We start from the raw sequence: 25,250 nt of genomic DNA, 5'->3' as shown, positions 1-25,250 counted from the left end.
CTTCAGCCCGCGGGAGACAGCGAGACCCAGTAGCCCGGCCGGTACGGGATCGGCAGGAAGCGCTCGTGCAGGGTGCGGAACGTCGCCTCCGGGTCGAGATCGGCGAACAGATCGGGGTGCAGCCATTTGGCGATCTGCTGCACCCCGACAAACTGGTAGGGGCTATCGTAGAACTGGTGCCAGATGGCGTGGACGCGGCCATCGGCCACCGCCTTGACGCCGGTATAGGCCGGGCGCCGCACCAGCGCCGCCAGCCGGTCCTTCGCCGCCGCCTGGTCGGCATCGGGGCCGAGGCCGACCCAGCCGCCGTCCGGCACGAATTGCGACCAGTTGGCGCCGGTGGCGATCACCACGTCCGGGTTGGCGACCGTCACCTGCTCCGGGTTCAGCACGCCGAAGGCGCCGGGGATCAGGCCGGCGGCGATGTTGGTGCCGCCCGCCATCCGCACCATGCGGCCGAAATTCTCGTCGCCGAAGGAGGCGCAGCATTCCGCGCCCCAGCCGGTACCGGCCGCGCGCTCGAACATCACCTTCGGCCTCGGCGCATCCGCCTTGGACAACCGGCCCAGCACCAGGTCCAGCTTCTGGCGGTAGAAGGCGATGAAGTCCTCGGCCCGGTCCTGCCGGCCGAGGATCTGGCCGAACAGCCGCACGCTGGGCTCGGTGTTGGTGAAGGGCTCGTCGCGGAAGTCGATGAAGACGGTGGCGATGCCGGCGCCCTCCAGCGTCTTGACCAGCCCGGATTCCTCCGCCGCCTGCTTCTGGCCCAGCAGCAGGAACAGCACGTCGGGCTTCAGCGCGATCGCCTGCTCGGCGTTGAACGTGCCCTCCTCCGGGTCGCCGATGTCGGGGATGGCGTCGATGCCGGGGAACTTCGCCTGGTACAGCCGATAGGTGTCGAGGTCGGAGCGCTCGAACTCGTCCTTCCAGCCGGCGATGCGGCCGATCGGGTTCTCGCGATCCAGCGCGGCGACGATGTAGATCTGCCGCCCCTCGCCGAGCAGGATGCGCTCGACATGCTTCGGCACCTCGACCGTGCGCCCGGCCAGGTCGGTGACCGCAATCTTGTCGTCCGCCGCAACGGCCGTGCCGGCCCAGAGGCCCAGCGCCGCCACCGCCAGGATCCGCATCATCGCGCCCATACGCACCCCCGTCGTGAACGGGGCTGGGTAGCATGCGAATGTTGCGATTGCGAGTGCTTTTCAATCTCGATCGCCGATGCTGCAGCGCACCTGCGCTCTCTGGCATGCTGTCGTTGCAGCCCCGGAGTCGCGATGATCCGCCCGACCCTGCCTCGTCTGGATCCGATCCATGTCCGCCAGGCGGTGCGGGGCGCGATCGCCGCCGTCGCCGCCTATGCCCTGGCCGAGGCCTTCGGCCTGCCCAAGGGCTATTGGTCGGTGCTGACCGCGGTGATCGTGCTGCAGGCCACGCTCGGCGCCACGCTGGGCGCTACCATCGACCGGCTGCTCGGCACCCTGATCGGCGCCGTGTTCGGGGTGATCGGCGCGGTGCTGTCCGGCCCTTCTTCCCTGGGCACCGGCACGGTGCTGCTGCTGGTGATGCTGGCCACGGTCTACATCGCCGCCCGGCGGCCCAATCTGCGCCTGGGCGCGGTCACCGCGGCGATCGTCATGCTGTCCGACCCGAGCCATGCCGATCCACTGGGCGCGGCCTTCCAGCGGGTGGCGGAGATCAGCCTGGGCACGGTCGTCGGGGTGCTGGCCGCCCTGCTGATCCTGCCGGTCCGCGCCCGCGACCATCTGCGCGAGACCGCCGCCGAGCTGCTCGGCCAATGCGCCGGCCTGCTGGCCCTGGTCGCCGGGCGCCTGGGCGGGGCGGAGGGGGACGCGACCGCGATCAACCAGCGCATCCGCACTCTGATGCGCAAGGCCGAGGGCCAGCTGGACGAGGCGCGGCGCGAGCGGCCCGGCGCGATCCCCGAGCATCTCGACCCCGCCCCGATCATCCGCACGATCCGCCGCCTGTGGTACAGCGAGATCATCCTCAACCGGGCGGCCCACACCCCACTGTCGCCGGCGCTGCAGGCGGCGCTGGGGGCGACGCTGGAGCAGGCGGTGACGGCGGCGAAGAAGCGGATGACAGCGCTGGCCGCGGCGCTGGAAGCGCAGGCCGCGCCGGGCGACGGCAGCGCCCTCGACCTGGCCGTGGCGGCGCTGCAGAGCAGCGTCGACGCCCTGCGAGGCGCCGGCGGGGACGGGCTGGACGGCCGCGAATTCGGCCAGGCCTTCGCCCTGGCCTTCACCTTCGCCCAACTCCGCGACAACCTCGCCGACCTGACTGAGCGGCTGCACGAGCAGGCGGGCGAGGCGACGGCGCCGCTGACGGCGGACTGACATCGGGAGAGCGCCATGACCGCATCCGGGATCCACGCCATCCTCTACGCCTTCTTCGACGCCGAGGAACGGCTCGACCGCGCCGCCATGCGCCGGCAGGTGGAGACGTGCCTGCAGGCCGGGGTCGCCGGCATCGCTGCCCTCGGCCTGGCCACGGAGGTGGCGAAGCTGGGCTTCGACGAGCGGCGGGCGCTGATGGACTGGGTGGCCGAGGATGTCGGCGGCCGGGTGCCGGTCGGATTCACCATCTTCGGTTCGTCGGTGGCCGAGCAGGTGGCGATGGTCCGCGCCGCCGAGGCGGCCGGGGCCGGCTGGCTGATCCTGCAGCCGCCGGCGGCCGGCAGCTATGGCGCGGGCGAGTATCTCGATTTCTTCGGCCGGGTGATGGAGGCGACGGCGCTGCCGGTGGCGATCCAGAACGCGCCGCAATATCTCGGCCGCGGCCTGGCCGCCGACGATGTCGCCCGGCTGATGCGGCGGCGCGCCAACATGACCCTGATCAAGGCGGAGGGCTCGGCCGTCGAGATCGAGCGGCTGATCGCCACGACCGAGGGAAAGCTGCGGGTGTTCAACGGCCGCGGCGGGCTTGAGATGATCGACAGCCTGCGCGCCGGCTGCAGCGGCTTCCTGCTGGCACCGGACGCGGTCGACCACGCGGTGGCGATCCAGCGTCTGCACCAAGCCGGCGACGAGGTGGCGGCCGCCGCTTCCTATGCCCGGGTGGCGCCGTCGATCGTCTTCGTCATGCAGTCGATCGAGACGCTGATCTGCTATGGCAAGCGCCTGTTCGCCGCCCGGGCCGGCCTAGCGGTGCACGACCGGGCGCCGGCGCTGCGCCCGACCGAATTCGGCCTCGACCTGGTGGCGCGGCACGCCGCGGCGCTGGGGCCGTTCGGCCGGAGCCCGTCCGATAACGGACCCGGCGCGGCCGTCTGACGGCGGTTTCTCCGCTTCCGGTGCTCACGCACCAAATGTGCGCTGCGCTCCGGTTCTCGAAACCACCACCAGCCGACTCACGCCACGCCCATTCTCGAACGGGCTCCCAAAGCCTGATCCTGGCGGCCCGCAATATTGACCGTCATGACGAGGAAAAGTGGGCCGACCGTCAGTTCCGCAGCACGTTCGACAGCTCACGCATCTGGGTGCGGGCGCGCAGCAGGAAGAAGCCCTGCACCGCCAGGTGGTTGGGCTGGAACATGGCGTCGGCGCGGCCGTTCATCACCACCAGCGGCCGCAGCTCCGCCGCCTCGCGCAGATTGTCGACCATCTCGTCCCAGATCTTGGTCGCGCCGGACTGGGCGATCACCCCGTCGAAGTCGCGGCCGAGGGCGCGCAACACCAGGAAATAGGCGTAGAGTCGGCCCTTGGTGGCATAGAAGATGTCGTCGGCCTGGGTGTCGATGATCCAGCCGCGGCTGGCCTCGATGTGGTCGGCGATCACCGAGGATTGCGAGCCGAGATCGGCGGCGAAGCGGTCGATCGTCTGCAGCAGGTTGTCGGCCCGCCGCTCGAACGGCGCGGTGCCGGCCGCGACCCGGTCGTTGTAGCTGCGCAGCGCCCGCGCGGCGGCGCGGTACTGCGATTCCGACGACGCCGTCGGCGCCCAGGAGGTGCTGAGGTCGAACAGCCAGATCGTGCCGGGATAGCGCAGCAGGCCGGTGGCGCGGTCGAGATCCGGATCCACCTGCGACGAGCCGCGCGACCGGCCGATCTGGTCGCCCATCTCGGCGGTGAAGCGCGACAGGGCGTAGATGATGCCCTGCTGGTAGTTCGGCATGTTGTCGAGCAGCCAGCCCGGCAGGAAGAACGGGTCGTTCGCGGTCCAGCGATGGGTGCCGCCGGTCTCACGCTCGATCAGCGCCGCGGCGATCTCGACCGCCTGGCTGCCATTGGCCACCGGCGCGGCCACGGCGAAGTCCGGGTCGTCGTCGACCGCGTGCACGACGAAGGCGCCGACCGCCATGTAGAGTACGAACAGCACCACCAGCCCGCCGATGCCCCAGGCGACCGCGCGGGACCAGCGCCGGCCTCCGGCCGGCGGCGGTGCGGCCGGCGGTGGGGAGTCGGCCTTTGTCCTGCGCCGGAACAGGCCGCCCAGCCGCGCGCCCCAGCCGCGACGGGCCGGACCGAGGTCCTCTTGGAAGATGTCGTCCGGCCGTTCGCTCACCTGCCCCTCGCCCGCTGGTGGTCCCGAGGCACAGAATGGCGATGGCGGCGTCCCGGTGCCAGCCCCGTCGCGTCGGCGTGGCACTGTCCGGCCGGCCTGTCCCTAGCGGCGAACGATCCGCAGCGTCGCCGTCAGCAGCGGCCGCGCCACCTCGGCGGGAGCCAGCGCGACGGCTTCGGCAAAGCGGCTGGCAAACAGGTCGCGCAGCGCGGCATCGTCGCCGAACAGCGACGGCGTGAAGGCGGCGATGAAGAAGGCGGTTGTGTCGGCGGCGAATGTCGCGGCGTCACCCGTCTGTCGCCAACGCAGCACGGCCGCGTTCGGTGTCTCCGCGATCACCGGCTCCTCCAGCGCCAATCCCGGTACGTCACCATTGTCGAACGGCGCGTGGCGCATCGAATTGCGGCCCTGCGACGAGCCGAAATCCGCAATGGTGAGCGGACCGGGCGAAATCGCGACTGAGGCGAGCGCCCGTTCCAGAACGCCATCGGCTTCCAAGGCGGAGCGCGCCTGCACTTCCGAGTGCTGATTATAAAAGCCGCGACCTTGCATAACCGGTGCGCGCATGCGTCCCCCCTTTTGAAATCCACAATTTGGCAAATCGAAGTTGCGAATGAGTGATCCGAACCAGGAGATTTCCGCACTCGTTTCTGACGTTGTCGAGGGCCACGCCAGATGAGCCCGCTTCAGGCGAGGAATCAGTGGACGGCCGTGCGAGGATATCGGCGAGGTCGCGGTGGAAGTCCGGCGGCTACACCGGAATCGGACCTTGGCGCCGGGCACGGGAGCGCGGATGGTGGAATCGGCGGCCAATCGACGTCGGATCGGAATGACCGTGGTCGCGCCATCGCGGGACCGCGCGGTCTTGTGCGCCCCGAGGCCCGGCCTGAAGGGAGAGAGGTTCTGCGCATGGGAGGCATCCATATGAAGATCGTCTCGCACAGCGAGCAGGCACGCGAGGAGTGGCGGGCAGGAGTGGAAACGCGAATGCTTGCATCAGCCGGCAACGGCGCCGGTCAATTTTGCATATTCGAACAATGGATCGCCCCATCCATGGGCGCTCCGACACACAGCCACGCGGTCGAAGAGGTTCTGACAGTCGTTTCAGGCGAGGCCGAAATCTGGGTCCATGACGAGGCTGCCATTCTGACCAGCGGCCAGACCTCATCGTTCCGGCCGGGTGCAAGCACGGCTTCCGAAATGCCGGATCGGGCACGCTTCATATGCATGCCGTGCTCGCATCGTCGATTTTCGAGGCCGCCTACGATGACCGCGGGTTCGTCCGACGCTGGCTTCCGGCAGCAGAAGATTCGGACTGACGCTGCTTTTCCAACCGAGAGGCCGCCCGTTTCCGCTGCGGCTGCTCACCCGGCCTTTTGTCGATCGAGGGGTCTGATTCATGGACGACGAAGCCCTCCCCATTCTTGATTGCCATCAGCACTTCTACGATGCGAGGCATCTGCGCTATCCGGTGTTCGCGCAACGCAGCGCCGGCTTCGAGGTCCTTGTCGGCGACTACAGCGCATTGCCGAGGGTCTACCGGCCCGAGGATTACGGGCGGGACACGGCGGGGCTGAACGTCGTCAAGACGATCTGGGCCGAGTTCATCTCGGACGATCCGGTGGGCGAGGTACGCTGGGCTGGGAAACTGGCGCGGGCGACCGGCCGGCCGAACGGCATGATCGGGCTCGTCGACTTCCGAAGCCCCGATCTGGAGCGCATGCTGGATACCCACGTCGCGGCAGGCCCCATCCGGTGCGTTCGCCAGCATCTGGGCTGGCACCCGACAGACCCGCGGCTGCGCTTCGCGCCTGGGCCGGACCTCCTCTCCGATGCCGCCTGGCGACGCGGGGTGGCATCGCTCCGCGGCCGCGACCTCGTCTGCGAAATCGAGGTCTTCGGTCCCCAGCTGTTCGATCTCGCCGCCGTGGCCGCCGCCTGCCCCGACATCCAGTTCGTCCTGCCGGTCATGGGCTGGCCTCTCGACCTGACGAACGACGGCCGGTCGGCCTGGAAGCGCGGCATCGCCGCTGTCGCCGGCCGGCCCAATGTTGCGCTCAAGATCTTCGGGATGGAGTGCATCTTCGGCATCCGCTGGACGGTGGCCCAGATCCGCCCATGGATCCTGGACGCGATCGAAGCTTTCGGCCCGCGCCGCTGCATGTTCGCAAGCCATATGCCGATCTGCAGATTGTCCTGCACCTTCCGGCAGCTCTATGGCGCCTATCTCGAGGTGATCGACGGCTGCAGCCCTGCGGAGAAACGCCAGCTGATGTGCGACACGGCTGCGAGCGTCTATACCCTGTAAGGCTCAGCCGAACGGCACGACGGTGACCATGATGCCGGCGAAGTGCAGACCGCTGCCGGCCAGCACGAACAGGTGCCAGATCATGTGGTTGAAGGGCAGCCGCTCCCAGACATAGAAGGCGACGCCGGCGGTGTAGGCGAGGCCGCCGGCCACGATCCAGCCGACCGCGGCGCCGCCGAGCGACGACCAGACCGGGCCGATCGCGACCAGGATCAGCCAGCCCATGCCGAGATAGAGCGGCAGCGCGATGTGCCGGCCGTAGCGGCGCAGGCCCAGGCGCAGCACCACGCCGGTGATCGCCAGGCCCCAGATCACCGCGAACAGCGTCCAGCCCCAGGTGCCGCGCAGGCCGAGCAGCAGGAACGGCGTATAGGTGCCGGCGATCAGCAGGTAGATCGAGGCATGGTCGAGCAGGTTGCAGACGCGCTTGAACCGGGCCGTGCGCGCCGCGTGCAGCAGGGTGGACGCCACATAGGTCAGCACCAGCGTCGCGCCGTAGATCGCCAGGCTGACGATCTCGAGCGCGCCGCCATGCAGGCCGGCCAGGACCATGAGCACGACCAGCCCGGCCATGGCGAGGGCGGCGCCGATGCCATGGGTGACGGCGTTGGCGATCTCTTCGGCCAGGGTCTCGGTGTGGTCGGCGATCCCATCGGTCATGGCATCACTCTAGCATCGGATCCGGCGGCCACCAGCCGGCGCGATCCTCGATGGGGACATCGATCGTCACCGCGAGCCCCCGCCCCCTCGGCAGGTTGCCGGACAAGCCAAAACAAAAATGACGATCGACAATATACCAATCTAATTTTGAACAATATTGAATAGATCTTCGGTGACCGTTTTTTGATCCAGCAAAACCGCTTGTCAGATTTCGTTTCATTTGTAATGGTGAAATCCAGATTCGAATCTGAGGACCGGCGCTCCACTTCCGGATCCATAGATTTCGATGTTTCCGAGACCGAATAGTCCCAGGGAGGCGAACTTGCACCCATGCCTGCGTCGATCGTGCAGCATGTCCTTCGTGAGTTCGCCCGCTTCCCGTTGAGTTCTCGTCGGTTCCGTCCTGAGAGCGGCTCTCCCCGTTCCCCGTCATGGCGAGGAGGCGAAGCCGACGTGGCCATCCAGGAGCCGGAGCGAGCGGCCCTGGATGGCCACGCCCCTGCGGGGCTCGCCATGACGGATCAACACCAAACATTGCGACGTGCCGAACAACCAACCCAATCAAAAAGGAGTCGGTCGTGAGAGCATCTGTAACGACAAGATTATCGGCGCATGTGCGGCAAACGGCGTTTCGGTATTCAAGACAGATCGCGCTGGCGCTGGCCCTCGCGATCTCCAGCGCGGGCCTGGCCCATGCGCAGGACCTGGCGGCACGGACCAATCAAACATCCTATGGCGGCCAGATCGGCGTCCCCCTCAAGCGGGGTGACTTCGTCTATCTTCCGACCGGTTCCACCGTCACGGCATGGGACTACCGGACCCCGGAGGCACCCCGGCTGGCCGGCGACACGCGCCGGCAGCCGCTCGCCGGCGTCATCACCGCGATCGCATCGCGCGGCCGGTATCTTTACGCCAGCTGGCAACGGGGCGGCAGTTCCTCCGGCCTGGCCATCTATTCCCTCCTCGATCCGGGCCGGCCAAGGCTGATCGACGGCCGCCTTCTGCGGATAAGCGCATCGCCCGAAAACGTCACGGCGATCTCGATCGACGGGGATTTTCTCTACGCGTTCGACAGCGAAAGAGGCGTGGTCGTCCACTCCCTGGCCGATCCGCTCTACCCCAGAGCCATCCGGGTGGTCGAGGGCGGCCCCGCCGATGTGGTCGGCGTGGCCGGCAACCGCATCTTCACGTCCGCCCGGACCTGGCTGGGCGATACCTTGCTGCAGGTGTTCGACAACAGCCGGAAGACTTTTCCCAAGCAGGTGACCAGTCAAAATCTGGACGGGTTCGAGAATTTCCGCCTGCAGTTTGCCTGGCCGCTGGCGGTGGGGTTCGGGTTGAGCGTCAACCTGTATTACCTGCCGCCCTGGGGCGGTCCGCCACTGCTGTGGGGAAGCGCAGCGCCGGGCGAGGCGCTCTTCAACGGCTTCATCGCTGGCGACAAAGCCTACGGCTTTGGCACATCCGGCGTCAGCGTCTGGAGCCTGCGCCTGCCGGTCCGCCGGGTCGGCCGCGCCGACTTCGACAATGCCTTCGCCGCGGAAACGACCACTGTGCAGGGCCGGCTGGGATGGGTGGCCACCACCACTGATCAGCTGGCGCTCTTCGACACCGGCAAGGCGGCGTCACCCCGCCTGGCCAGCGTCGTCGATACCCTTGGCGGCGCCGATGTCATGGACGCAACCCACATCGACCGCAGCCTGGTCCTGCTCCAGAACGTCTATGGGCTGAGCGCGGCCACCGACGATGACCTGACGCCGACCGGCAAGTTCTACGCCGACCTGCCGAAGGCCAAGCAGGCCCGCGCGTTCGAGGACATGGCGGTTGATGGCAGGCGGGCCTATCTGGCGGCCTGGGGCTATGGGCTGATCGTCGTCGATCTCAGCAATCCGACGTCGCCACGCGAGCTGGGGCGCCTGCCCGCCGAATTCTCCTCCGCAATCGCAGGGAAGGGCCGGCATGTCTATCTCGGCACGGCCACGAACGGGGGCTCAGTGACGTCAGTCGACGTGTCGAACCCGGCTCGTCCGGTGGTGCGGGACGCGGTTCCGGTGGACACCCGGGTCGAGCGGCTGCAACTGGCCGGACGGTTCCTCTTCGCCGCCACCGCGCCGGACGTCGCGGGCGGTCCTGCGGGGGGACTGCGCATCTTCGATGTCGGCAACCCTTCGCAGATCAGCGAGATCGGACGCTACAGCGACGATTGCGAATTCGCGAGCGACCTGGCCCTCAGTGACGACGCCAGGACCATCCACCTGCGCTGCTCGACCGGCCTCCATATCGTGGATGTGACCCAGCCGAGCCGGCCGGTTCGCGTCGGATTCTACGCGGCCAGCCAAGCTGGGCGGGCGATCGCACTCGGCTCCGAAACGGTGTTCGTCGCGACGGATGGGGATGTCGAGGAAGTCGATGTCCGCAATCCGCGCCAGCCAACCCTGTTGAATCGATATCACCTGCCGGCGGAGGCCCGTCGGCTGCGGGTGATGCCGGGCCGTCGCCTGTTCGTGTTCACAGGCACGGGCGGGATGCAGATCATCAAGCTCTGACGGGCCGCGGGAAAGGCTTGCCGTCCGGCGTGACCGGCCCTGGGGTACGAAGCACCCAGGGCCGGTTGATCGGGATCAGGCGCGCCAGAACGGCTTGCGGATCTCTTCCTCGACATCACCATGACTCAGGCCGACATCGGCGAGGACATGATCGTCGAGGCTGGACAGGTGGCGGCGCTGCCGCTCGCGGTCCTGCCAGTCCAGAAGCCGGTCGACCAAGCGCAGGACCAGGCCGCGGGAGGCGAGGTCGGCACGAGAGGCGGTGAGCTGGATTCCAGTGGCGGACATGACGGTTCTCCTTGCCTTCGAGGTCGGCTGGCCCCGTGGGGAAGCATCCGCCTCGCCCTATTAGTTGCGCCTTCGTTCCGGTTTCGACAAACGAGGCTTTCTCGTGCTACGGCTTAGAAAATCTATCGCTCGACCGGGCCGATCCGATGGCGCGCCGCCTGCCTCCGCTCAACGCCCTCCGCGCCTTCGAGGCTGCCGCCCGGCATCTCAGCTTCGTCGATGCGGCCGACGAACTCGCGGTCACGCCCGCCGCGATCAGCCATCAGGTCAAGGCGCTGGAGGCGCATCTTGGCGTCGCCTTGTTCCAGCGGCTGCCGCGCGGGCTGGCGCTGACCGAGCAGGCCCGGATCCTGGCGCCGCAGTTGACCCGCGGCTTCGACCGGCTGGCCGAGGCGGTGGCGCGGATCCGGGTCGACGAGGTCCAGACCGTGCTGTCGGTCACCGTGCTGCCGTCCTTCGCCGTGCGCTGGCTGCTGCCGCGGCTGGCCGATTTCCGCCGGCTCAACCCCGGCCTCGAGATCGAGGTCCGAGCCCAGCACCAGGCAGTGGATTTCCGCGGCGAGCGGGTCGACGTCGCCCTGCGCTACGGTCGCGGCGGCTGGCCCGGCCTGCATGTCGAGCGCTTCCTGGACGACGCGGTGTTCCCGGTGTGCAGCCCGAAGCTGCTCGACGGGCCACACCCGCTGCTGCGGCCGGAGGATCTGCGCCACCACACGCTGATCCACGACGTCTTGACCGGGGATGACGAGCCCTGGGTCACCTGGCAGCACTGGCTGCTGCATTTCGGGCTCGACGACATCGACCATCGCCGCGGGCCGCGCTACAGCGACAGCCACATGATGCTGGAGGCGGCCGTGGTCGGCGAAGGCGTGGCGCTCGGCCGCAGCTCGATCATGGCCGACGACCTGGTGCGCGGCCGGCTGATCCGCCCGTTCCCGGACATCCAGGTGGCTGACTACGCCTATCATTTCCTGTGCCGGACCGACGCCATCGACCGTCCGGCGGTCCGCGCCTTCCGCGACTGGCTCGTCACGACGGCGGCCGACCGCGCCGCCCTGGGGAAATAGTCGACCCCGGACAGACGCCGGAGACCGCCAGCGGCCCGTTGTGGGCGGCGAGCGCCGGCTACGTCCGGCTCGGCCTTCCAGTTCCCTTGGTCCAGTGCCACATCGCCTGGCCCCTCGCCGCCTCGGCGATTAACCCGGCGGCTGCGACCCCACGGCGGCCTGGAGCTTGCTGGCAAGGCGCTCGATGGCATCAAGGCTCTTGGACTCGTACTCCGCCATCCTCACTTCGGCCTCGGCGAGCCGGGCCAGGGCCTCGGAAATCGCCTGCGAATGGGTTTCCGCCGCCAGGGCGCGGACCATCGCGATAAGAGCGCCATGCGTGGAGCGCAACTGGGCGCCTTGATTGGCAGAAATCTCCATGAAAGCGACCAGGGCCTGATCGAGCGGCCGATCGGGGCGAATGGTGTCGAACTTGATCCATGTCATCGACAATGCCTCCCTCGTCTCAGTGGAGCCGCAATCCCGGCCTGGTCCGGGCATGCCCGCGCCGATCGGTGAGGCTCGGCAGATGGACATGCCCCAGACACACTAGGGATCGCCGCCGCCCGACGCAGTGCGTTATCGCAAAGCGCGCCCCACCCCTCGCAGACGCCCTCAATATCCAGGTGATGATGGTGCGTGCTGGACAGATCCTGCAGCCCGCGAGATCAGCGATAGGCCTTTTGTCCGATATTAATACTGATTTTCAACGCAAAATTTGCTTTGACCGTTTGGTCAGGATTTCGTTACGGTTCGACTTCAGGAGAGGCGGCGCCGAGGGCACGGGAAATCCGGCCGCGGCGCCACGCGAAGCTTTCGGTTCGTCGTCTCCCGGCTGGACGTCCGGGATCGAGCCCCTGGGAGAGATGATGACGACGGCATCCGACACCGGCGCGGCCGGCCTGCTCCATATCCTCCGCCCATGCCTCCGGCCCCTCGCGGCGCTGGCGCCCCATGCGCATGGCAGATATGTTCTGACTCTTGGTTCGACAGGGAGCGTCTTCCAACAATGAAAAACCTTCTTTCCGCCCTCGCCCTCTCCACGGCGCTCGTGGCCGGGGCTGCCTTCGCCGACGAGGTGAAGCCGGCAGTGGTCTTCGACATGGGCGGCAAGTTCGACCGCTCCTTCAACGAAGGCATCTACAACGGCTCGAAGAAGTGGTCCGAGGAGTCCGGCGTCAAGATCGCCGAGTTCGAGGTCACCAACGAGTCCCAGCGCGAGCAGGCGCTGCGCCGCATGGCCGAGAACGGCGCCAATGTCGTGATCGCGGTCGGCTTCGCCCAGGCCCCGGCGCTGGAGATCGTCGCCGACGAGTTCCCGGACGTGAAGTTCGCGATCATCGACGCGGTGGTCGAGAAGCCGAACGTGCAGTCGATCGTGTTCAAGGAGCAGGAAGGCTCCTTCCTGGTCGGCGTGCTGGCGGCGCTGGCCTCGAAGACCGGCACGGTCGGCTTCGTCGGCGGCATGGACATCCCGCTGATCCGCGCCTTCGGCTGCGGCTATGTCCAGGGCGTGCACTACGCCAATTCCAGCGCCAAGGTGCTGGAGAACATGACCGGCACCACCCCGGCCGCCTGGAACGACCCGACCAAGGGCGGCGAGCTGGCGCGCAGCCAGTTCGACCGCGGCGCCGACGTGGTCTATGCCGCGGCGGGCGCCACCGGCCTCGGCGTGCTGCAGGCCGCGGCCGACGCCAAGAAGCTGTCGATCGGCGTCGACAGCAACCAGAACCACCTGCATCCCGGCTCGGTCCTGACCTCGATGCTGAAGCGCGTCGACGTCGCCGCCTACAACGTCTTCAAATCGGCCCAGGACGGCAAGTTCAAGCCCGGCGTCAACGTGCTCGGCCTCAAGGAGGACGGCGTGGGCTGGGCGCTGGACGACAACAACGCCAAGCTGGTCACGCCGGAGATGAAGACCAAGGTCGACGCGGCGGCCAAGGGCATCATCGACGGCTCGATCCAGGTGGTGGACTACCGCACCAACAACTCCTGCCCGATGTAACAGCGGCGTCCGATCCGCAATGGACAATGATGGCGTGACCCGCGCCGCGACGGTTGGCGGTGCCCCGACAGGGGCGCCGCCGGCCATCGAACTGCGCGGCATCAACAAGAGCTTCGGCCCGGTCAAGGCTAACCAGGACGTGTCGCTGACGATCGCCCCCGGCACGATCCATGGCATCATCGGCGAGAACGGCGCCGGCAAGTCGACCCTGATGTCGATCCTGTACGGCTTCTACGAGGCCGACAGCGGCGAGATCCTGGTCGATGGCCAGCCGCGGCGCATCACCTCTTCCAGCGACGCGATTGCGGCCGGCATCGGCATGGTGCACCAGCACTTCATGCTGGTGGAGCCCTTCACGGTGCTGGAGAACGTGATCCTGGGCGCCGAGGGCGGCGCGCTCTTGGCCGGCGGCAAGGCCAAGGCGCGGGCGGAGCTGCAGCGGCTGGAGCGCGAATACACCCTGGAGGTGCCGGTCGACGCCGTGGTCGGCGACCTGCCGGTCGGGCTGCAGCAGCGGGTCGAGATCCTGAAGGCGCTGTACCGCGGCGCCGACATCCTGATCCTGGACGAGCCGACCGGCGTGCTGACGCCGCAGGAGGCCGACCACCTGTTCCGCATCCTCGCGGCGCTGCGCGCCCAGGGCAAGACGGTGATCCTGATCACCCACAAGCTGCGCGAGATCATGGCGATCACCGATGCGGTGACGGTGATGCGGCAGGGCCGCGTTGTCGCCAATGTCGCGACCAGAGAGACCAGCCGCGAGCAGCTGGCCGAGCTGATGGTCGGCCGCAAGGTGCTGCTGCGCGTCGACAAGACCCCGGCCCGGCCGGGCGCGACGCTGATGGAAATCCGCGACCTCGACGTCGTCGACGGCCAGGGCGTGCGCCGGGTCAAGGACGTGTCCTTCGCACTCAGGGCTGGCGAGATCGTCGGCATCGCCGGCGTGTCCGGCAACGGCCAGTCGGAGCTCCTGGCCGCCCTGGCCGGCATGGTCCGGCCGGCCAAGGGCGACATCGCGATCGGCGGCACCGCCCTGTCGTCCCTGCCCCATGTCGATGCCGGGACGATGCGTTCGCTGGGCGTCGGCCATGTGCCGGAGGACCGCCACCGCGAGGGGCTGGTCACCGCCTTCACCGCCGCCGAATGCGCCATCCTCGGCCACCATGCCGACCCGGCCTATAACGGCGCGGTGATGACCGACGGCCGCAAGGTGCTGGCCCATTGCGAGCGGCTGATGCGCGACTACGACGTCCGCCCGCCCAACCCCTATCTCAAGGCCGCCAACTTCTCCGGCGGCAACCAGCAGAAGATCATCGTCGGCCGCGAGGTCGAGCGCGACCCGAAGGTGCTGCTGGTCGGCCAGCCGACCCGCGGCGTCGACATCGGCGCGATCGAGGCGATCCACCGCCGCCTGGTGGCGCTGCGCGACAGCGGCAAGGCGATCCTCTTGGTCTCGGTCGAGCTCGACGAGATCCGCTCGCTGGCCGATCGCATCCTGGTGATGTTCGACGGCATGATCGTCGGCGAGGTCGCGGCCGACGGCGCCAGCGAGCAGTCGCTGGGCCTGATGATGGCCGGCGTCCAGCAGGAGGCGGCGGAATGAGCGCCTTCGGCCGTCCGGCCGATGTGCCGCGCTGGGTGTCGATCGGGCTGATCCCGGCGGTCAATCTGGTGCTGGCCTTCATCGCCGCCGGGCTGGTGGTGCTGCTGATCTATTGGGGCCAGTATGCCGACGGCACGCTGCCGGGCGCGGACTATCTCTACACCCCGGTGCGGGCGGCAGGGCTGCTGCTGAAGGGCGCCTTCGGCACCTTCCCGAACTGGAGCTACACGCTCTACTACACCACCAACTTCATCTTCGCCGGCCTCGCCGTGGCAGTGGCCTTCCATGCCGGGCTGTTCAACATCGGCGCCGAGGGCCAGGCCTATATCGCCGGGCTCGGCGTCGGGCTGGTCTGCCTCTATCTCGACTTCCTGCCCTTCATCCTGGTGCTGCCGCTGGCGATCATCGCGGCCGCGCTGTTCGGCGCCGCCTGGGCCTTCATCCCGGCCTACCTGCAGGCCAAGCGCGGCAGCCACATCGTCATCACGACGATCATGTTCAACTTCATCGCCTCGTCGCTGATGGTCTATCTGATGGTCCATGTGCTGATCGCGCCGGGCCAGCAATCGCCGGAAAGCCGGGCCTTCGCCGCCAACACCGTGCTGCCGACCATCAGCGAGGTGCTGTCCTGGTTCGGCATCAAGATGCGGCGGCTGCCGCTGAACCTGTCCTTCCTGTGGGCCCTGGCCTGCTGCGTCTTCGTCTGGATCTTCATCTGGCGCACCCGCTGGGGCTATGCGCTGCGGACCGTGGGGCTGAATCCCCGCGCGGCGGTCTATGGCGGCATCTCGGTGGCCGGCATCATCCTGCTGGCGATGTGCATCTCCGGCGCCCTGTCCGGCTTCATCGCCCTGAACGAGATCATGGGCGTGCAGCGGCGCATCCTGCTGAACTTCGTCGCCGGCGCCGGCTTCGTCGGCATCGCCGTGTCGCTGATGGGCCGCAACCATCCCTTCGGCATCATCTTCGCAGCGCTGCTGTTCGGCGCGCTGTATCAGGGCGGGGCCGAGCTGAACTTCGACATGCCCGAGATCACCCGCGACATGGTGGTGGTGATCCAGGGTCTGGTGATCCTGTTCGCCGGCGCGCTGGAGAACCTGTTCCGGCCGCGGATCGAGGCGCTGTTCCGGCGCCGCGCGCCGGCGCTGCAGGTGGCGAAGGGGGCAAGCTCATGACCCTGCTCGACGTCATCGCCCTGCTCGACGCCACCATCCGCACCTCGACGCCGCTGGTGCTGGCGGCGCTGGCTGGCCTGTTCGCCGAGCGGGCCGGGCTCGTCGATATCGGGCTCGAGGGCAAGATGCTGGCCGCCGCCTTCGCCTCCGCCGCCATGGCCGCCGGCACCGGCTCGGCCTGGGCCGGGCTGGGCATGGGCGTGGTGGTGTCGGTGGTGCTGGCGCTGCTGCACGGCTACGCCTCGATCACCCATCGCGGCAACCAGGTGGTCTCCGGCCTCGCCATCAATATCCTGGCCTCGGGCCTGACGGTCACGCTCGGCATCGCCTGGTACCAGCGCGGCGGCCAGACCCCGCCGCTGGAGGGCGACGCCCGGTTCCAGCAGATCGCGCTGCCGCTGGCCGACACGCTGCGCGACGTGCCGGTGGTCGGGCCGATCTGGTCCGAGCTGATCTCCGGCCATTCGGTGCTGGTCTATGCCGCCTTCCTGGCGGTGCCGCTGACGGCGTGGATCGTCTACCGCACCCGCTTCGGCCTGCGGCTGCGCGCGGTCGGCGAGAATCCCGCGGCGGTCGACACCGCCGGCATCTCGGTGACGGCGCTGCGCTACCAGGCGATGGTGCTGACCGGGGTGCTGTGCGGCCTCGCCGGCACCTATCTGTCGGTGGCGCAGAACGCCTCCTTCGGCCGCGACATGACCGCCGGCAAGGGCTATCTGGCCCTGGCCGCGCTGATCTTCGCCAAGTGGAAGCCCTGGCCGGTGATGCTGACCTGCCTGCTGTTCGGCCTGCTCGATGCACTGGAGGCGCGGCTGCAGGGCACGATCATCCCTGGCTTCGGCGAGGTCCCGGTCCAGCTGATCCAGGCGTTGCCCTACATCCTGACCGTGGTCCTGCTGGCCGGCTTCATCGGCCGCGCGACCGCGCCGAAGGCCAGCGGCGTGCCCTACGTCAAGGAACGATAAGCTCATGGCGAACACGGCTTTCGAGGCGCTGTTCCAGGCCGCCAGCGCCGCCCGGATGCATGCCCATGTGCCCTATTCGCACTTCCCGGTCGGCGCCGCGATCCGCACGCCGGACGGGGCCATCCATGCCGGCTGCAATGTCGAGAACGCCGCCTATCCGCAGAGCCAATGCGCCGAGGCGACGGCGATCGGAATCATGGTCGCGGCCGGCGGCAAGGCGATCGAGGAGATCGTGGTGATCGGCGGCGAGGCCGGCGACACCCTGCTGTGCACGCCCTGCGGCGGCTGCCGCCAGCGCATCCGGGAATTCGCCCGGGGGGACACGAAGGTCCATGTCTGCGGGCCGGAGGGGCTGCGCCTGACCACGACGCTCGACGCCCTGCTGCCGCATTCCTTCGGGCCGGAGAACCTGCGGGACTGACCCGGCAGAAGCGCTCTGGCGTCCGTCCGTTTCCCGTCCTAGTAAGAACCAACCGTGTCCAAACGGATTCGCCCGAGGGTCGCCATGTCCGAGTTCGTCGCCGCGTCGGCCGAGCGCCGCTGAGATGGCGCTGCTGCCGCAGGAGATCATCCGCCGCAAGCGCGACGGGGCCGTGCTGGACGTCGCCGAGATCGAGGCGGTGGTGCGCGGCGCGGTCGATGCCAGCGTCACCGACGCCCAGATCGCCGCCTTCGCCATGGCGGTGTTCTTTCGCGGCATGACCATGCCCGAGCGGGTGGCCTTCACCCGCGCCATGGCCCGGTCCGGCCGGGTGCTGGACTGGTCGGCCGCCAACCTGCCCGGCCCGGTGCTGGACAAGCATTCGACCGGCGGCATCGGCGACAAGACCAGCCTGATCCTGGCCCCGATCGTCGCCGCCTGCGGCGGCTTCGTGCCGATGATCTCCGGCCGCGGCCTGGGCCACACCGGTGGCACGCTGGACAAGATGGATTCGATTCCCGGCTATGTCAGTCAGCCGGAGACGGATGTGCTGGACCGGGTAGTGCGATCGGCCGGCTGCGCCGTGGTCGGAGCCACCCGCGACATCGCCCCGGCCGACCGCCGCATCTACGCCATCCGCGACACCACCGGCACGGTCGAATCCATCGACCTGATCACCGCGTCGATCCTGTCGAAGAAGATGGCCGCCGGCCTGGGCGGGCTGGTCATGGACGTCAAGTTCGGCACCGGCGCCTTCATGAGCGACATCGATGACGCTCGAGCCCTGGCCCGGTCGATCGTCGACGTGGCGAACGGTGGGGGGCTGCCGACGGTCGCGTTGCTGACCGACATGAACCAGCCGCTGGGCCGCACCGCCGGCAACGCCGTCGAGGTTCGGGAATCGATCGACCTGCTGACCGGCGGGCCGAAGGACGAGCGGCTGTGGGAGGTCACCGCCCGGCTGACCGCCGAGCTGCTGGTGATCGGCGGCCTGGCCGCCGACGCCGGGGCCGGCCGGGTCAAGGTCGAGCACGCGCTCGCCAGCGGCGCCGCGGCCGAGCGCTTCGCCCGTATGGTCCGGGACCTGGGCGGCCCGGCCGACATCCTGGAGAAGGACCACCTGCCGACGGCACCGGTGGTGCGGCCGATCGCGGCGCAGCGTGACGGCGTCGTCGCCGCGGTCGATGCCCGGGCGATCGGCGTCGCCATTGTCGCGCTGGGCGGCGGGCGCACCCGGCCGGAGGACGGCGTCGACCATGCCGTCGGCCTGACCGAGATCACCGCGATCGGCGAGGCCGTCGGCCCCAAGGGCCGGCCGCTGGCCCTGCTGCACGCCCGCGACGAGGCCTCGGCCGCCGCGGCCGAAGCCGCGATCCGCGCCGCCGTGACGGTGGCCGACACCGCCCCGGCCCAGCTGGCGCTGGTCGCCGAACGGATCGCCTGAGCATGGCCGCGCAGGCTGTGGCCGCGCCGCCGCAGGCGAAGCAGTCGGCGGCGCAGGGCATTGCGCTCTATGCCGGCGGCGTCTTCGTCCTGTGCGTCATGGACGCCATGATCAAATGGCTGTCGGCCGACTATCCGATCGCCCAGATCGTGTTCTTCCGCGCCTCGATCGGGCTGATCCCGACCCTGATGCTGCTGTATCGGCCACCCGGGCTCAAAGCGCTGCGGACCCGGCGGGTCGGGGCGCATCTGCTGCGCGGCCTGGTCGGCGTCGTCGGCACCTTCGGCTTCTTCTGGGCCTTCGCGGTGATGCCGCTGGCCGACGCCTACGCCATCGGCTTCGCCGCGCCGATGTTCATCACCGCCCTGTCGGTGCCGATCCTGGGCGAGAAGGTGGGGATGCGGCGCTGGCTGGCCGTGCTGGTCGGCTTCGCCGGGGTGCTGATCATGATCCGGCCGGGCGGCGAGGGCAGCAGCTTCGGCGGCGGCGCCGCCATCGCGCTGCTGGCCACCGCGGCCTATGCGCTGTCGATGGTGCTGATGCGCCTGTACAGCCGCACCGAGACCAACGCCTCGATGATCTTCTACGCCACCATTGTCATCGTCGCCGTCGCCGGGGTGCAGATGCCCTTCATCTGGGTGACGCCGACCTGGAAGGATGCCGGGCTGCTCGCCGTGCTCGGCCTGCTCGGCGGCATCGGCGCGATCATGATGGCGCAGGCCTATCGCGTGGCGACGCCGTCGATCGTGGTGCCGTTCGAATACACCGGCATGATCTGGGGCGTTGGCCTCGGCTTCATGCTGTGGGGTGACGTGCCCGATCTGTGGATCTGGGTCGGCTCGGCGGTGGTCGTCGCCAGCGGCCTGTACATCCTGCACCGCGAGACGCGGACCAAATCGCCTGTCTCGCCGCCCGGCGGGGCGACCGACCCGGCCGGCGAGAGCGGGGTCCCAGTATCATGACGGAGGGGGCGGCGATGCTGCCGAAGGCGGAGCTTCACCTGCATCTGGAGGGCGCGGCCAGCCCGGACCTGGTCCGCCGCCTGGCGGCCCGGCATGGCATGACCCTGCCGGCCGACCTGTTCGACGCCCGGGGCGAGTTCGCCTGGGCCAATTTCCTGCACTTCCTCAAGGTCTATGACGCCGCCAGCACGGTGATCAGGACCGACCGGGACTATCGCGACGTCACCTATGAATACCTGAAGGCCTGCGCCGCCGAGGGCGCGATCTATGTCGAGCTGATGTCCTCGCCCGACCATGCCGCGGCGGCCGGCCTGTCATACCAGGGCCACCTCGACGGCATCGTCCAGGGCATCGAGGATGCGCGGGCCGAGACCGGCATCGAATCCCGCATCATCGTCACCTGCGTCCGCCATCTGGGGGCCGAGCGCGGGGTCGAGGTGGCGAAGCTGGCGGCGAAGCACCCACATCCGCTGGTCACCGGCTTCGGCATGGGCGGCGACGAGGCCGGCTTCCCGCCGCGCCTGTTCGCCCAGGCTTTCGACATCGCCCATGACGAGGCCGGCCTGGCCTGCAACGTCCATGCCGGCGAGGCGGCGGGGCCGGAGAGCGTGTGGGCCGCCCTGCGCCTGCCGGTGGCCCGCATCGGCCACGGCGTGCGGTCGATCGAGGACCCGGCCCTGGTGCGCGAGCTGGCCGACCGCGGCACGGTGCTGGAGGTCTGCCCGACCAGCAACATCGCCACCAAGGTCTATCCGGACTATCGTGCCCATCCGCTGCGCAAGCTGCTGGAGGCCGGGGTGAAGGTGACGCTGAACAGCGACGACCCGCCCTATTTCGCCACCACCATCGGCCATGAATATGATGTGGCGGAACGGCATTTCGGCCTCGACGAGGCTGCCCTGCGGCAGATGACCCGCACCGCGCTGCAGGCCGCCTTCGTCGACGACCCCACCCGGGCCAAGCTGCTGGCTAAGCTCGACTCCTGATCCCACCCGAAGAAAGAAAGAGGACACCCATGACCATCAAGCGCATCGGCGTCGGCCCGCGCATGAGCGGGGCCGTCATCCATGGCGATCGCGTATTCCTGGCCGGCCAGGTCGCCGAGAACCCGACCCCGGACGTGACCGAGCAGACCCGCCAGATCCTGGCGACGATCGACGCCCTGCTGGCCGAGGCCGGCACCGACAAGACCAAGATGCTGACCGCCAACATCTGGCTGGCCGACATCGCCGACTTCGCGGCGATGAACGCGGCTTGGGACAAGTGGGTCTCGCCCGGCAACACCCCGGCCCGCGCCACGGTCGAGAGCAAGCTGGCCGGCCCGGAATACCGAGTCGAGATCCAGGTTACCGCGGCGATCTGATCCCGCGGCGTCCTTCAAAGGACCGTCATTGCGAGCGCAGCGAAGCAATCCAGGGCCGTTTGACGTGGCCCCTGGATTGCTTCGTCGGCTTCGCCTCCTCGCAATGACGGCGAGGGGCGAGCACCCTTATTCGATTGCGGACAGGAAGCGGCCCAGCCGCAGGCCGGCGGGCCAGGTCCAGACCGGCTGCGAGGCGCGGCCGAGATCCCAGGACGCGACGATGACCTCGGCCTTGCCGACAAGGTCGCCGACCGGCAGCAGTCCGACGCCGCCCGCGCTGACCGGCAGGCGGCTGTCGGCCGAGTTGTCGCGATTGTCGCCCATGACGAAGAGATCGCCGGGCGGCACCGTCACCTCCGCCATCTCGTCCAGCGGTCCGCGGGCGTAGAGCTTGAAGATCGGGTGGCTCACACCGCCCGGCAGGGTCTCGATCGCGCGGACGGCCGGCACGGTCGAGCCGTTGCCGTGCTCCACCCTGCCCTCGCCGTCCGGCTGCAGCGCGACCGGCTCGCCATTGAGCCACAGCCGCCCGTCGCGCATCGCCACGCGGTCGCCCGGCAGCCCGATCACCCGCTTGACCCAGGTCTGCGACGGGTCGCCGGGCCAGCGGAAGACGACGACGTCGCCGCGTTCCGGCATCCGTCCCAACACTCGACCGCTCGCAGGCACGGTCAGGCCGAAGGGCAGCGAAGCGGCGCTGTAGCCGTAGCTGAACTTGGCGGCCACCAGCTCGTCGCCGATCTGCAGCGTCGGCTCCATCGAGCCGGAGGGGACGTAGAAGGGCTCGGCGATGGCGGTCTTGCCGGCCGCGATCACCAGCAGCAGCACTGCCAACTCACCGGCGCCGCGCAGCCAGCGCCGGGCGGTTCCACCACTTCTCGATGCCGTGTCGGTCGCCATCGCGCACCTCCAAGGCCGCGACCTTCGCGCCGCGCCTCGCCCCGGACAAGTTACGAATGGGACATGATCCGGCCAGGCGCCGGCGGTTCAGCCCGGTTCGAGGCCGGCGAGGCGGGTGCTGAGGCGCCGCAGTTGATCCCGCGCCGCCGGGTCCTCGGCCTGGGCCAGCGGCCGGGCCGGGTGCTGGCCGCTGAAATAGACCCCGCTCTCGCCCTCCCGCCCGAGTGAGACCGCAAGCGCCAGGATCGCCTCGCCGCCCTCCTCAACGGTGCTGGTCGGCTGGAAGCCGCCTTGCCGCACCATGGTCGTGTCCATATGGGTCGCGGGGTGCAGGCAGGTTGCAGTGACGCCGCTACCACGCAACTCCTCCGCGAGGTCGAAGGTGAACAGGATCTGCGCCAGCTTGCTCTGGCAATAGGCGCGCATGCCGCTGTAGCCGTGGGTCAGCATGACGTCGTCGAAATCGATCTCCTGCTGTCCGGCCGAAGCGACGTTGACGATCCGCGCCGGAGCGCTGCGCCGCAGCACCGGCAGCAGCAGCCGGGTCAGCAGGAAGCCGGCGAGGTAGTTCACGGCGAAGCGCAGCTCATACCCGTCGGCGCTGGTCTCGCGCCGGGTCTGATCCAGCCCGAGGCCGATTCCGGCATTGTTGATCAGGACGTCGATCCGGTCGTGCCGCGCCAATACGGCCTCGGCCAGCCGCCGCACCTCGGCCAGCGCGGACAGATCGGCCGGTAGGAACTCGGCGCTGCCGCCCTCCGCCCGGATCGCCTCCAGCACCGCCCGGCCGCGGGCCTCGCTCCGGCCGTGCAGCAGGACATGGGCGCCGTCTGCCGCCAGCCGGCGGGCGACCCAGACGCCGACTCCGTCGGTCGAGCCGGTGATCAGGATGGTCTTGCCGTGCAGATCCATGGTGCGGACTCCTCCCTTTCGTTCCCAAGGAGATGGGGGCGAAAGGGAGGATCGGACAGAACCGGCGCAAACCGTCGACTATTCGTCCCAGGAGGCGAGGCCGAGCAGCTTCTCGCCCAGCGGGGTCAGCCTGGCACGCTCGTAGCGGGTCTTCTCCCACTCGCGCGGATCGCCGGGGAAGGCGTAGCCCTGCGGCGGCTCGCGGTCGCGCCAGGACTGGACGCGCCACTCGCGCAGCTGGGCGTTGCCCTCATCGGCCGGGGTCATCGAGATGTACTGCGCCATCCGCACCCGGTCCTGCGACCGGTTCGGCCGGATGCCGTGGGCCAGCAGACTGTTGAAAATCAGCAGGTCGCCGGCCTTCATGGTGATGTTCCGGATCTCGAAGCCTGTGGTGTCCGGCGCCCAGGGGTTGCGGTCGGCCGGCTGGCTCTCGCGCCAAGCCTCCAGCGTCCGGAACAGCTCCGGCACGCATTGGAAGCCGCCCATCTCCGGGTCGGTGTCGACCAGCGACAGCACGCCCTGGCAGTTCACCGGCAGCGGCGTCAGCGAGGTGTCGGCGTCCCAGTGGATGAAGCCGTTGAAGCCGCGGGCCTGCCGGTTCGGCGGGTTCAGGTTGGCGCGGTCGATGGTGACCCACAGCCGCTCGGTGTCCCAGATGTCGACGAAGGCGTCGTAAATCCGCTGGTGCTGGCGGTTCTCCCACAGCAGCTGGTGGTTGTAGATCTCGACCATGCCGCTGTTGTTCAGCTCCTTCATCGCATGGTCGCGCAGCTGCGGCTTGACCCAGCTCTCCGGATCCTTCGGATCCATCTCCTGGAACTCCCACAGCAGATCGCGGGTGCGCTGGACATGCTCGGCCGGCACGGCGTTGGGGACCACGACATAGCCCCAGGTGATCCAGTGCTTCCAGTCCGCCTCGGACAGGACGCGCAGCGGCAGCGTCTTGTCGATGTCCTTGAGCTGGGTGTCGTAGGTGTAGGAGACCGAGGCATTGCCCGGTCGGTTGTCCCCATACTGATAGCGGTCCATCGGCGTCTCCCCTGAGCGGTGCGGCGTTCGGCCGTCCATATCCGCAACTGTAGCGCCGTCCGGACCTGCCGTGTTGGCGTCGCCTGCCGAAAACTGATACTGGAGTCGCGTCGGATGGCGCCGGGGCCGTCCTTGCGTATCAGTTTCCGCGATGCAGCCGATCTTCGAGAAGGTGACGGTACCAGGGGATGCGTCCTGGACGCTGCTGAACCGGCGGCTGGACGACGCCATCCCGTTCGAATGGCACTACCACCCGGAATTCGAGCTGACGCTGACGCTGAACAGTCGCGGCCAGCGCCATGTCGGCGACCATCTCGGCCAATACGATGACGGCGACCTGGTGCTGGTCGGCCCGAACCTGCCGCACACCTGGTGCTCGCGAGAGCGGATCGACCCGGCCCGGCCGCACATCGCCCTGGTGATGTGGTTCTCGCCGGACTGGGCGGCGCGGCTGGTCGGGTCGCTGGCCGAGCTGCGGCCGGTCGGGCGCATCCTCGACGAGGCCGGGCGCGGCCTCGCCTTCTCCGCCGGTGCCGCCGCTGCGGTGCGGCCGGCGATCGAGGCGATGCCGGATCTCGACCCCGCCGGCCGCCTGCTGCGGCTGATCGAGGTGCTGACCGCCCTGGCACGGGACGAGGGCCGCGCGCCGCTGGCCGCCCCGGCGCCGCTGCCGGCCGCCGTGGCGGCGCCGGAGCAGGCGCGGATCGACCGGGTGCTGAACCACATCCATGCCCACTACCGCGACGAGATCCCGATCGCGGCGCTGACCGGCCTGGCCTGCCTCAGCCCTTCGGCCTTCCACCGCTTCTTCCGCCGGCACACCCGGCTGACCGTGTCACGCTACGTGGCGCAGCTGCGCATCGGCCAGGCCTGCTCGCTGCTGATCAACAGCGACCGGCCGATCGCCCATGTCGCAGACGAGGTCGGCTACCAGAACATCGCCAATTTCAACCGCCAGTTCCGGGCGCTGAAGGCGATGACGCCTCGCGACTTCCGGCGAAGCTTCCGGGGGTGAGGCCAGACCGGCGTGGACGGGCGGATTATCCGGAAGACACCAATTGTCCGCGGAGGGCGGGAAGCGGTCGATCGCGCCGGT

Annotated in this window: 25 protein-coding genes; 16 read left to right on the top strand and 9 right to left on the bottom strand. The window is 68.9% G+C overall.

Features of this window, described 5'->3' with window-relative positions:
• Nucleotides 1–2 precede the first annotated feature (2 nt).
• Nucleotides 3–1,142, bottom strand: a complete 1,140-nt coding sequence (locus FFK22_RS21615) for an ABC transporter substrate-binding protein (RefSeq protein WP_186002571.1) — start codon at nt 1,140–1,142, stop codon at nt 3–5.
• Between the two features lie 132 nt (nt 1,143–1,274).
• On the opposite strand from FFK22_RS21615, the gene FFK22_RS21610 reads away from it, so the two are divergent.
• On the top strand, nt 1,275–2,357 hold the full coding sequence (locus tag FFK22_RS21610; RefSeq protein WP_186002570.1) for an FUSC family protein: 1,083 nt from the start codon (nt 1,275–1,277) through the stop codon (nt 2,355–2,357).
• A gap of 15 nt (nt 2,358–2,372) precedes the next feature.
• The gene (locus FFK22_RS21605; RefSeq protein WP_138888374.1) at nt 2,373–3,293 is read left to right on the top strand and encodes a dihydrodipicolinate synthase family protein; all 921 of its coding nucleotides are present in this window, start codon (nt 2,373–2,375) and stop codon (nt 3,291–3,293) included.
• Between the two features lie 169 nt (nt 3,294–3,462).
• On the opposite strand, the gene FFK22_RS21600 is transcribed toward FFK22_RS21605, so the two are convergent.
• Nucleotides 3,463–4,524, bottom strand: a complete 1,062-nt coding sequence (locus FFK22_RS21600) for a DUF2333 family protein (protein ID WP_138888375.1) — start codon at nt 4,522–4,524, stop codon at nt 3,463–3,465.
• Between the two features lie 102 nt (nt 4,525–4,626).
• A complete protein-coding gene (locus FFK22_RS21595; RefSeq protein WP_138888376.1) occupies nt 4,627–5,091 on the bottom strand; it encodes a hypothetical protein in 465 nt (154 codons plus the stop codon).
• A gap of 108 nt (nt 5,092–5,199) precedes the next feature.
• On the opposite strand from FFK22_RS21595, the gene FFK22_RS44815 reads away from it, so the two are divergent.
• Both FFK22_RS44815 and FFK22_RS21585 read left to right on the top strand, forming a co-directional pair.
• Nucleotides 5,200–5,952 carry a cupin domain-containing protein gene (locus FFK22_RS44815; protein ID WP_373683758.1) on the top strand — a complete coding sequence of 251 codons (753 nt, stop codon included), beginning with the start codon at nt 5,200–5,202 and terminating at the stop codon, nt 5,950–5,952.
• Nucleotides 5,924–6,832: an amidohydrolase gene (locus tag FFK22_RS21585; protein ID WP_138888377.1), complete on the top strand. Its 909-nt coding sequence runs from the start codon at nt 5,924–5,926 to the stop codon at nt 6,830–6,832. Before FFK22_RS44815 ends, FFK22_RS21585 begins: the two co-directional genes overlap by 29 nt.
• A 3-nt stretch (nt 6,833–6,835) precedes the next feature.
• On the opposite strand, the gene FFK22_RS21580 is transcribed toward FFK22_RS21585, so the two are convergent.
• Nucleotides 6,836–7,492: a hemolysin III family protein gene (locus tag FFK22_RS21580; RefSeq protein WP_138888378.1), complete on the bottom strand. Its 657-nt coding sequence runs from the start codon at nt 7,490–7,492 to the stop codon at nt 6,836–6,838.
• A gap of 578 nt (nt 7,493–8,070) precedes the next feature.
• Between FFK22_RS21580 and FFK22_RS21575 the strand changes: the two genes are divergently transcribed.
• Nucleotides 8,071–10,038 carry a hypothetical protein gene (locus FFK22_RS21575; protein ID WP_186002569.1) on the top strand — a complete coding sequence of 656 codons (1,968 nt, stop codon included), beginning with the start codon at nt 8,071–8,073 and terminating at the stop codon, nt 10,036–10,038.
• A 75-nt stretch (nt 10,039–10,113) separates the two neighbouring features.
• On the opposite strand, the gene FFK22_RS21570 is transcribed toward FFK22_RS21575, so the two are convergent.
• Nucleotides 10,114–10,326 carry a DUF1127 domain-containing protein gene (locus FFK22_RS21570; RefSeq protein WP_138888380.1) on the bottom strand — a complete coding sequence of 71 codons (213 nt, stop codon included), beginning with the start codon at nt 10,324–10,326 and terminating at the stop codon, nt 10,114–10,116.
• Nucleotides 10,327–10,472: 146 nt separating this feature from the next.
• On the opposite strand from FFK22_RS21570, the gene FFK22_RS21565 reads away from it, so the two are divergent.
• A complete protein-coding gene (locus FFK22_RS21565) occupies nt 10,473–11,393 on the top strand; it encodes a transcriptional regulator GcvA (protein ID WP_138888381.1) in 921 nt (306 codons plus the stop codon).
• A gap of 129 nt (nt 11,394–11,522) precedes the next feature.
• Here the strand turns inward: FFK22_RS21565 and FFK22_RS21560 are convergent, their stop codons facing one another.
• Entirely contained in the window at nt 11,523–11,819 is a 297-nt protein-coding gene (locus FFK22_RS21560; protein ID WP_138888382.1) for a hypothetical protein, read from the bottom strand.
• 562 nt (nt 11,820–12,381) lie between these two features.
• Here FFK22_RS21560 and FFK22_RS21555 point away from each other — a divergent pair.
• From FFK22_RS21555 to FFK22_RS21515, 9 genes are all read left to right on the top strand, one after another.
• Nucleotides 12,382–13,377, top strand: coding sequence for a BMP family protein (locus FFK22_RS21555; protein WP_138888383.1), 996 nt, complete (start codon nt 12,382–12,384; stop codon nt 13,375–13,377).
• 34 nt (nt 13,378–13,411) lie between these two features.
• Nucleotides 13,412–14,980 carry an ABC transporter ATP-binding protein gene (locus FFK22_RS21550; RefSeq protein ID WP_306770148.1) on the top strand — a complete coding sequence of 523 codons (1,569 nt, stop codon included), beginning with the start codon at nt 13,412–13,414 and terminating at the stop codon, nt 14,978–14,980.
• Nucleotides 14,977–16,155: an ABC transporter permease gene (locus FFK22_RS21545; protein ID WP_138888385.1), complete on the top strand. Its 1,179-nt coding sequence runs from the start codon at nt 14,977–14,979 to the stop codon at nt 16,153–16,155. Before FFK22_RS21550 ends, FFK22_RS21545 begins: the two co-directional genes overlap by 4 nt.
• The gene (locus FFK22_RS21540; protein ID WP_138888386.1) at nt 16,152–17,120 is read left to right on the top strand and encodes an ABC transporter permease; all 969 of its coding nucleotides are present in this window, start codon (nt 16,152–16,154) and stop codon (nt 17,118–17,120) included. Before FFK22_RS21545 ends, FFK22_RS21540 begins: the two co-directional genes overlap by 4 nt.
• A gap of 4 nt (nt 17,121–17,124) precedes the next feature.
• Nucleotides 17,125–17,541: a cytidine deaminase gene (locus tag FFK22_RS21535; RefSeq protein ID WP_138888387.1), complete on the top strand. Its 417-nt coding sequence runs from the start codon at nt 17,125–17,127 to the stop codon at nt 17,539–17,541.
• A gap of 124 nt (nt 17,542–17,665) precedes the next feature.
• Nucleotides 17,666–18,985 carry a thymidine phosphorylase gene (gene deoA / locus FFK22_RS21530; RefSeq protein WP_138888388.1) on the top strand — a complete coding sequence of 440 codons (1,320 nt, stop codon included), beginning with the start codon at nt 17,666–17,668 and terminating at the stop codon, nt 18,983–18,985.
• 2 nt (nt 18,986–18,987) lie between these two features.
• Nucleotides 18,988–19,947 (top strand): DMT family transporter, encoded by a 960-nt coding sequence (locus FFK22_RS21525; protein WP_138888389.1) that lies wholly within the window; start codon nt 18,988–18,990, stop codon nt 19,945–19,947.
• Nucleotides 19,944–20,933 (top strand): adenosine deaminase, encoded by a 990-nt coding sequence (locus tag FFK22_RS21520; RefSeq protein ID WP_221938757.1) that lies wholly within the window; start codon nt 19,944–19,946, stop codon nt 20,931–20,933. The genes FFK22_RS21525 and FFK22_RS21520 overlap by 4 nt, the downstream gene beginning before the upstream one ends.
• A gap of 29 nt (nt 20,934–20,962) precedes the next feature.
• Complete coding sequence (locus FFK22_RS21515; protein WP_138888390.1) at nt 20,963–21,310, top strand: RidA family protein; 348 nt, start codon at nt 20,963–20,965, stop codon at nt 21,308–21,310.
• Between the two features lie 126 nt (nt 21,311–21,436).
• Here FFK22_RS21515 and lepB read toward each other — a convergent pair whose 3' ends face one another.
• From lepB to FFK22_RS21500, 3 genes are all read right to left on the bottom strand, one after another.
• Complete coding sequence (gene lepB / locus FFK22_RS21510) at nt 21,437–22,210, bottom strand: signal peptidase I (RefSeq protein ID WP_138888391.1); 774 nt, start codon at nt 22,208–22,210, stop codon at nt 21,437–21,439.
• A gap of 87 nt (nt 22,211–22,297) precedes the next feature.
• Entirely contained in the window at nt 22,298–23,122 is an 825-nt protein-coding gene (locus tag FFK22_RS21505; protein WP_138888392.1) for an SDR family NAD(P)-dependent oxidoreductase, read from the bottom strand.
• A gap of 78 nt (nt 23,123–23,200) precedes the next feature.
• On the bottom strand, nt 23,201–24,154 hold the full coding sequence (locus tag FFK22_RS21500; protein ID WP_138888393.1) for a phytanoyl-CoA dioxygenase family protein: 954 nt from the start codon (nt 24,152–24,154) through the stop codon (nt 23,201–23,203).
• Between the two features lie 151 nt (nt 24,155–24,305).
• Here FFK22_RS21500 and FFK22_RS21495 point away from each other — a divergent pair, with 151 nt between their 5' ends.
• Entirely contained in the window at nt 24,306–25,169 is an 864-nt protein-coding gene (locus FFK22_RS21495) for a helix-turn-helix domain-containing protein (protein ID WP_138888394.1), read from the top strand.
• Nucleotides 25,170–25,250 lie beyond the last annotated feature (81 nt).

This window comes from Mycobacterium sp. KBS0706 (assembly GCF_005938675.2).
Classification (GTDB): domain Bacteria; phylum Pseudomonadota; class Alphaproteobacteria; order DSM-16000; family Inquilinaceae; genus Inquilinus.
The sequence above is the reverse complement of the archived record's forward strand: the minus strand, read 5'-3'. Positions and strand labels throughout refer to the sequence as shown.

Coding starts and splice junctions, on each gene's coding strand:
- FFK22_RS21615 (WP_186002571.1), bottom strand. CDS start 1,142: ATGGGCGCGATGATGCGGATCCTGGCGGTGGCGGCGCTGGGCCTCTGG.
- FFK22_RS21610 (WP_186002570.1), top strand. CDS start 1,275: ATGATCCGCCCGACCCTGCCTCGTCTGGATCCGATCCATGTCCGCCAG.
- FFK22_RS21605 (WP_138888374.1), top strand. CDS start 2,373: ATGACCGCATCCGGGATCCACGCCATCCTCTACGCCTTCTTCGACGCC.
- FFK22_RS21595 (WP_138888376.1), bottom strand. CDS start 5,091: ATGCGCGCACCGGTTATGCAAGGTCGCGGCTTTTATAATCAGCACTCG.
- FFK22_RS44815 (WP_373683758.1), top strand. CDS start 5,200: ATGAGCCCGCTTCAGGCGAGGAATCAGTGGACGGCCGTGCGAGGATAT.
- FFK22_RS21585 (WP_138888377.1), top strand. CDS start 5,924: ATGGACGACGAAGCCCTCCCCATTCTTGATTGCCATCAGCACTTCTAC.
- FFK22_RS21580 (WP_138888378.1), bottom strand. CDS start 7,492: ATGACCGATGGGATCGCCGACCACACCGAGACCCTGGCCGAAGAGATC.
- FFK22_RS21570 (WP_138888380.1), bottom strand. CDS start 10,326: ATGTCCGCCACTGGAATCCAGCTCACCGCCTCTCGTGCCGACCTCGCC.
- FFK22_RS21565 (WP_138888381.1), top strand. CDS start 10,473: ATGGCGCGCCGCCTGCCTCCGCTCAACGCCCTCCGCGCCTTCGAGGCT.
- FFK22_RS21560 (WP_138888382.1), bottom strand. CDS start 11,819: ATGACATGGATCAAGTTCGACACCATTCGCCCCGATCGGCCGCTCGAT.
- FFK22_RS21555 (WP_138888383.1), top strand. CDS start 12,382: ATGAAAAACCTTCTTTCCGCCCTCGCCCTCTCCACGGCGCTCGTGGCC.
- FFK22_RS21545 (WP_138888385.1), top strand. CDS start 14,977: ATGAGCGCCTTCGGCCGTCCGGCCGATGTGCCGCGCTGGGTGTCGATC.
- FFK22_RS21540 (WP_138888386.1), top strand. CDS start 16,152: ATGACCCTGCTCGACGTCATCGCCCTGCTCGACGCCACCATCCGCACC.
- FFK22_RS21535 (WP_138888387.1), top strand. CDS start 17,125: ATGGCGAACACGGCTTTCGAGGCGCTGTTCCAGGCCGCCAGCGCCGCC.
- deoA (WP_138888388.1), top strand. CDS start 17,666: ATGGCGCTGCTGCCGCAGGAGATCATCCGCCGCAAGCGCGACGGGGCC.
- FFK22_RS21525 (WP_138888389.1), top strand. CDS start 18,988: ATGGCCGCGCAGGCTGTGGCCGCGCCGCCGCAGGCGAAGCAGTCGGCG.
- FFK22_RS21520 (WP_221938757.1), top strand. CDS start 19,944: ATGACGGAGGGGGCGGCGATGCTGCCGAAGGCGGAGCTTCACCTGCAT.
- FFK22_RS21515 (WP_138888390.1), top strand. CDS start 20,963: ATGACCATCAAGCGCATCGGCGTCGGCCCGCGCATGAGCGGGGCCGTC.
- lepB (WP_138888391.1), bottom strand. CDS start 22,210: ATGGCGACCGACACGGCATCGAGAAGTGGTGGAACCGCCCGGCGCTGG.
- FFK22_RS21505 (WP_138888392.1), bottom strand. CDS start 23,122: ATGGATCTGCACGGCAAGACCATCCTGATCACCGGCTCGACCGACGGA.
- FFK22_RS21500 (WP_138888393.1), bottom strand. CDS start 24,154: ATGGACCGCTATCAGTATGGGGACAACCGACCGGGCAATGCCTCGGTC.
- FFK22_RS21495 (WP_138888394.1), top strand. CDS start 24,306: ATGCAGCCGATCTTCGAGAAGGTGACGGTACCAGGGGATGCGTCCTGG.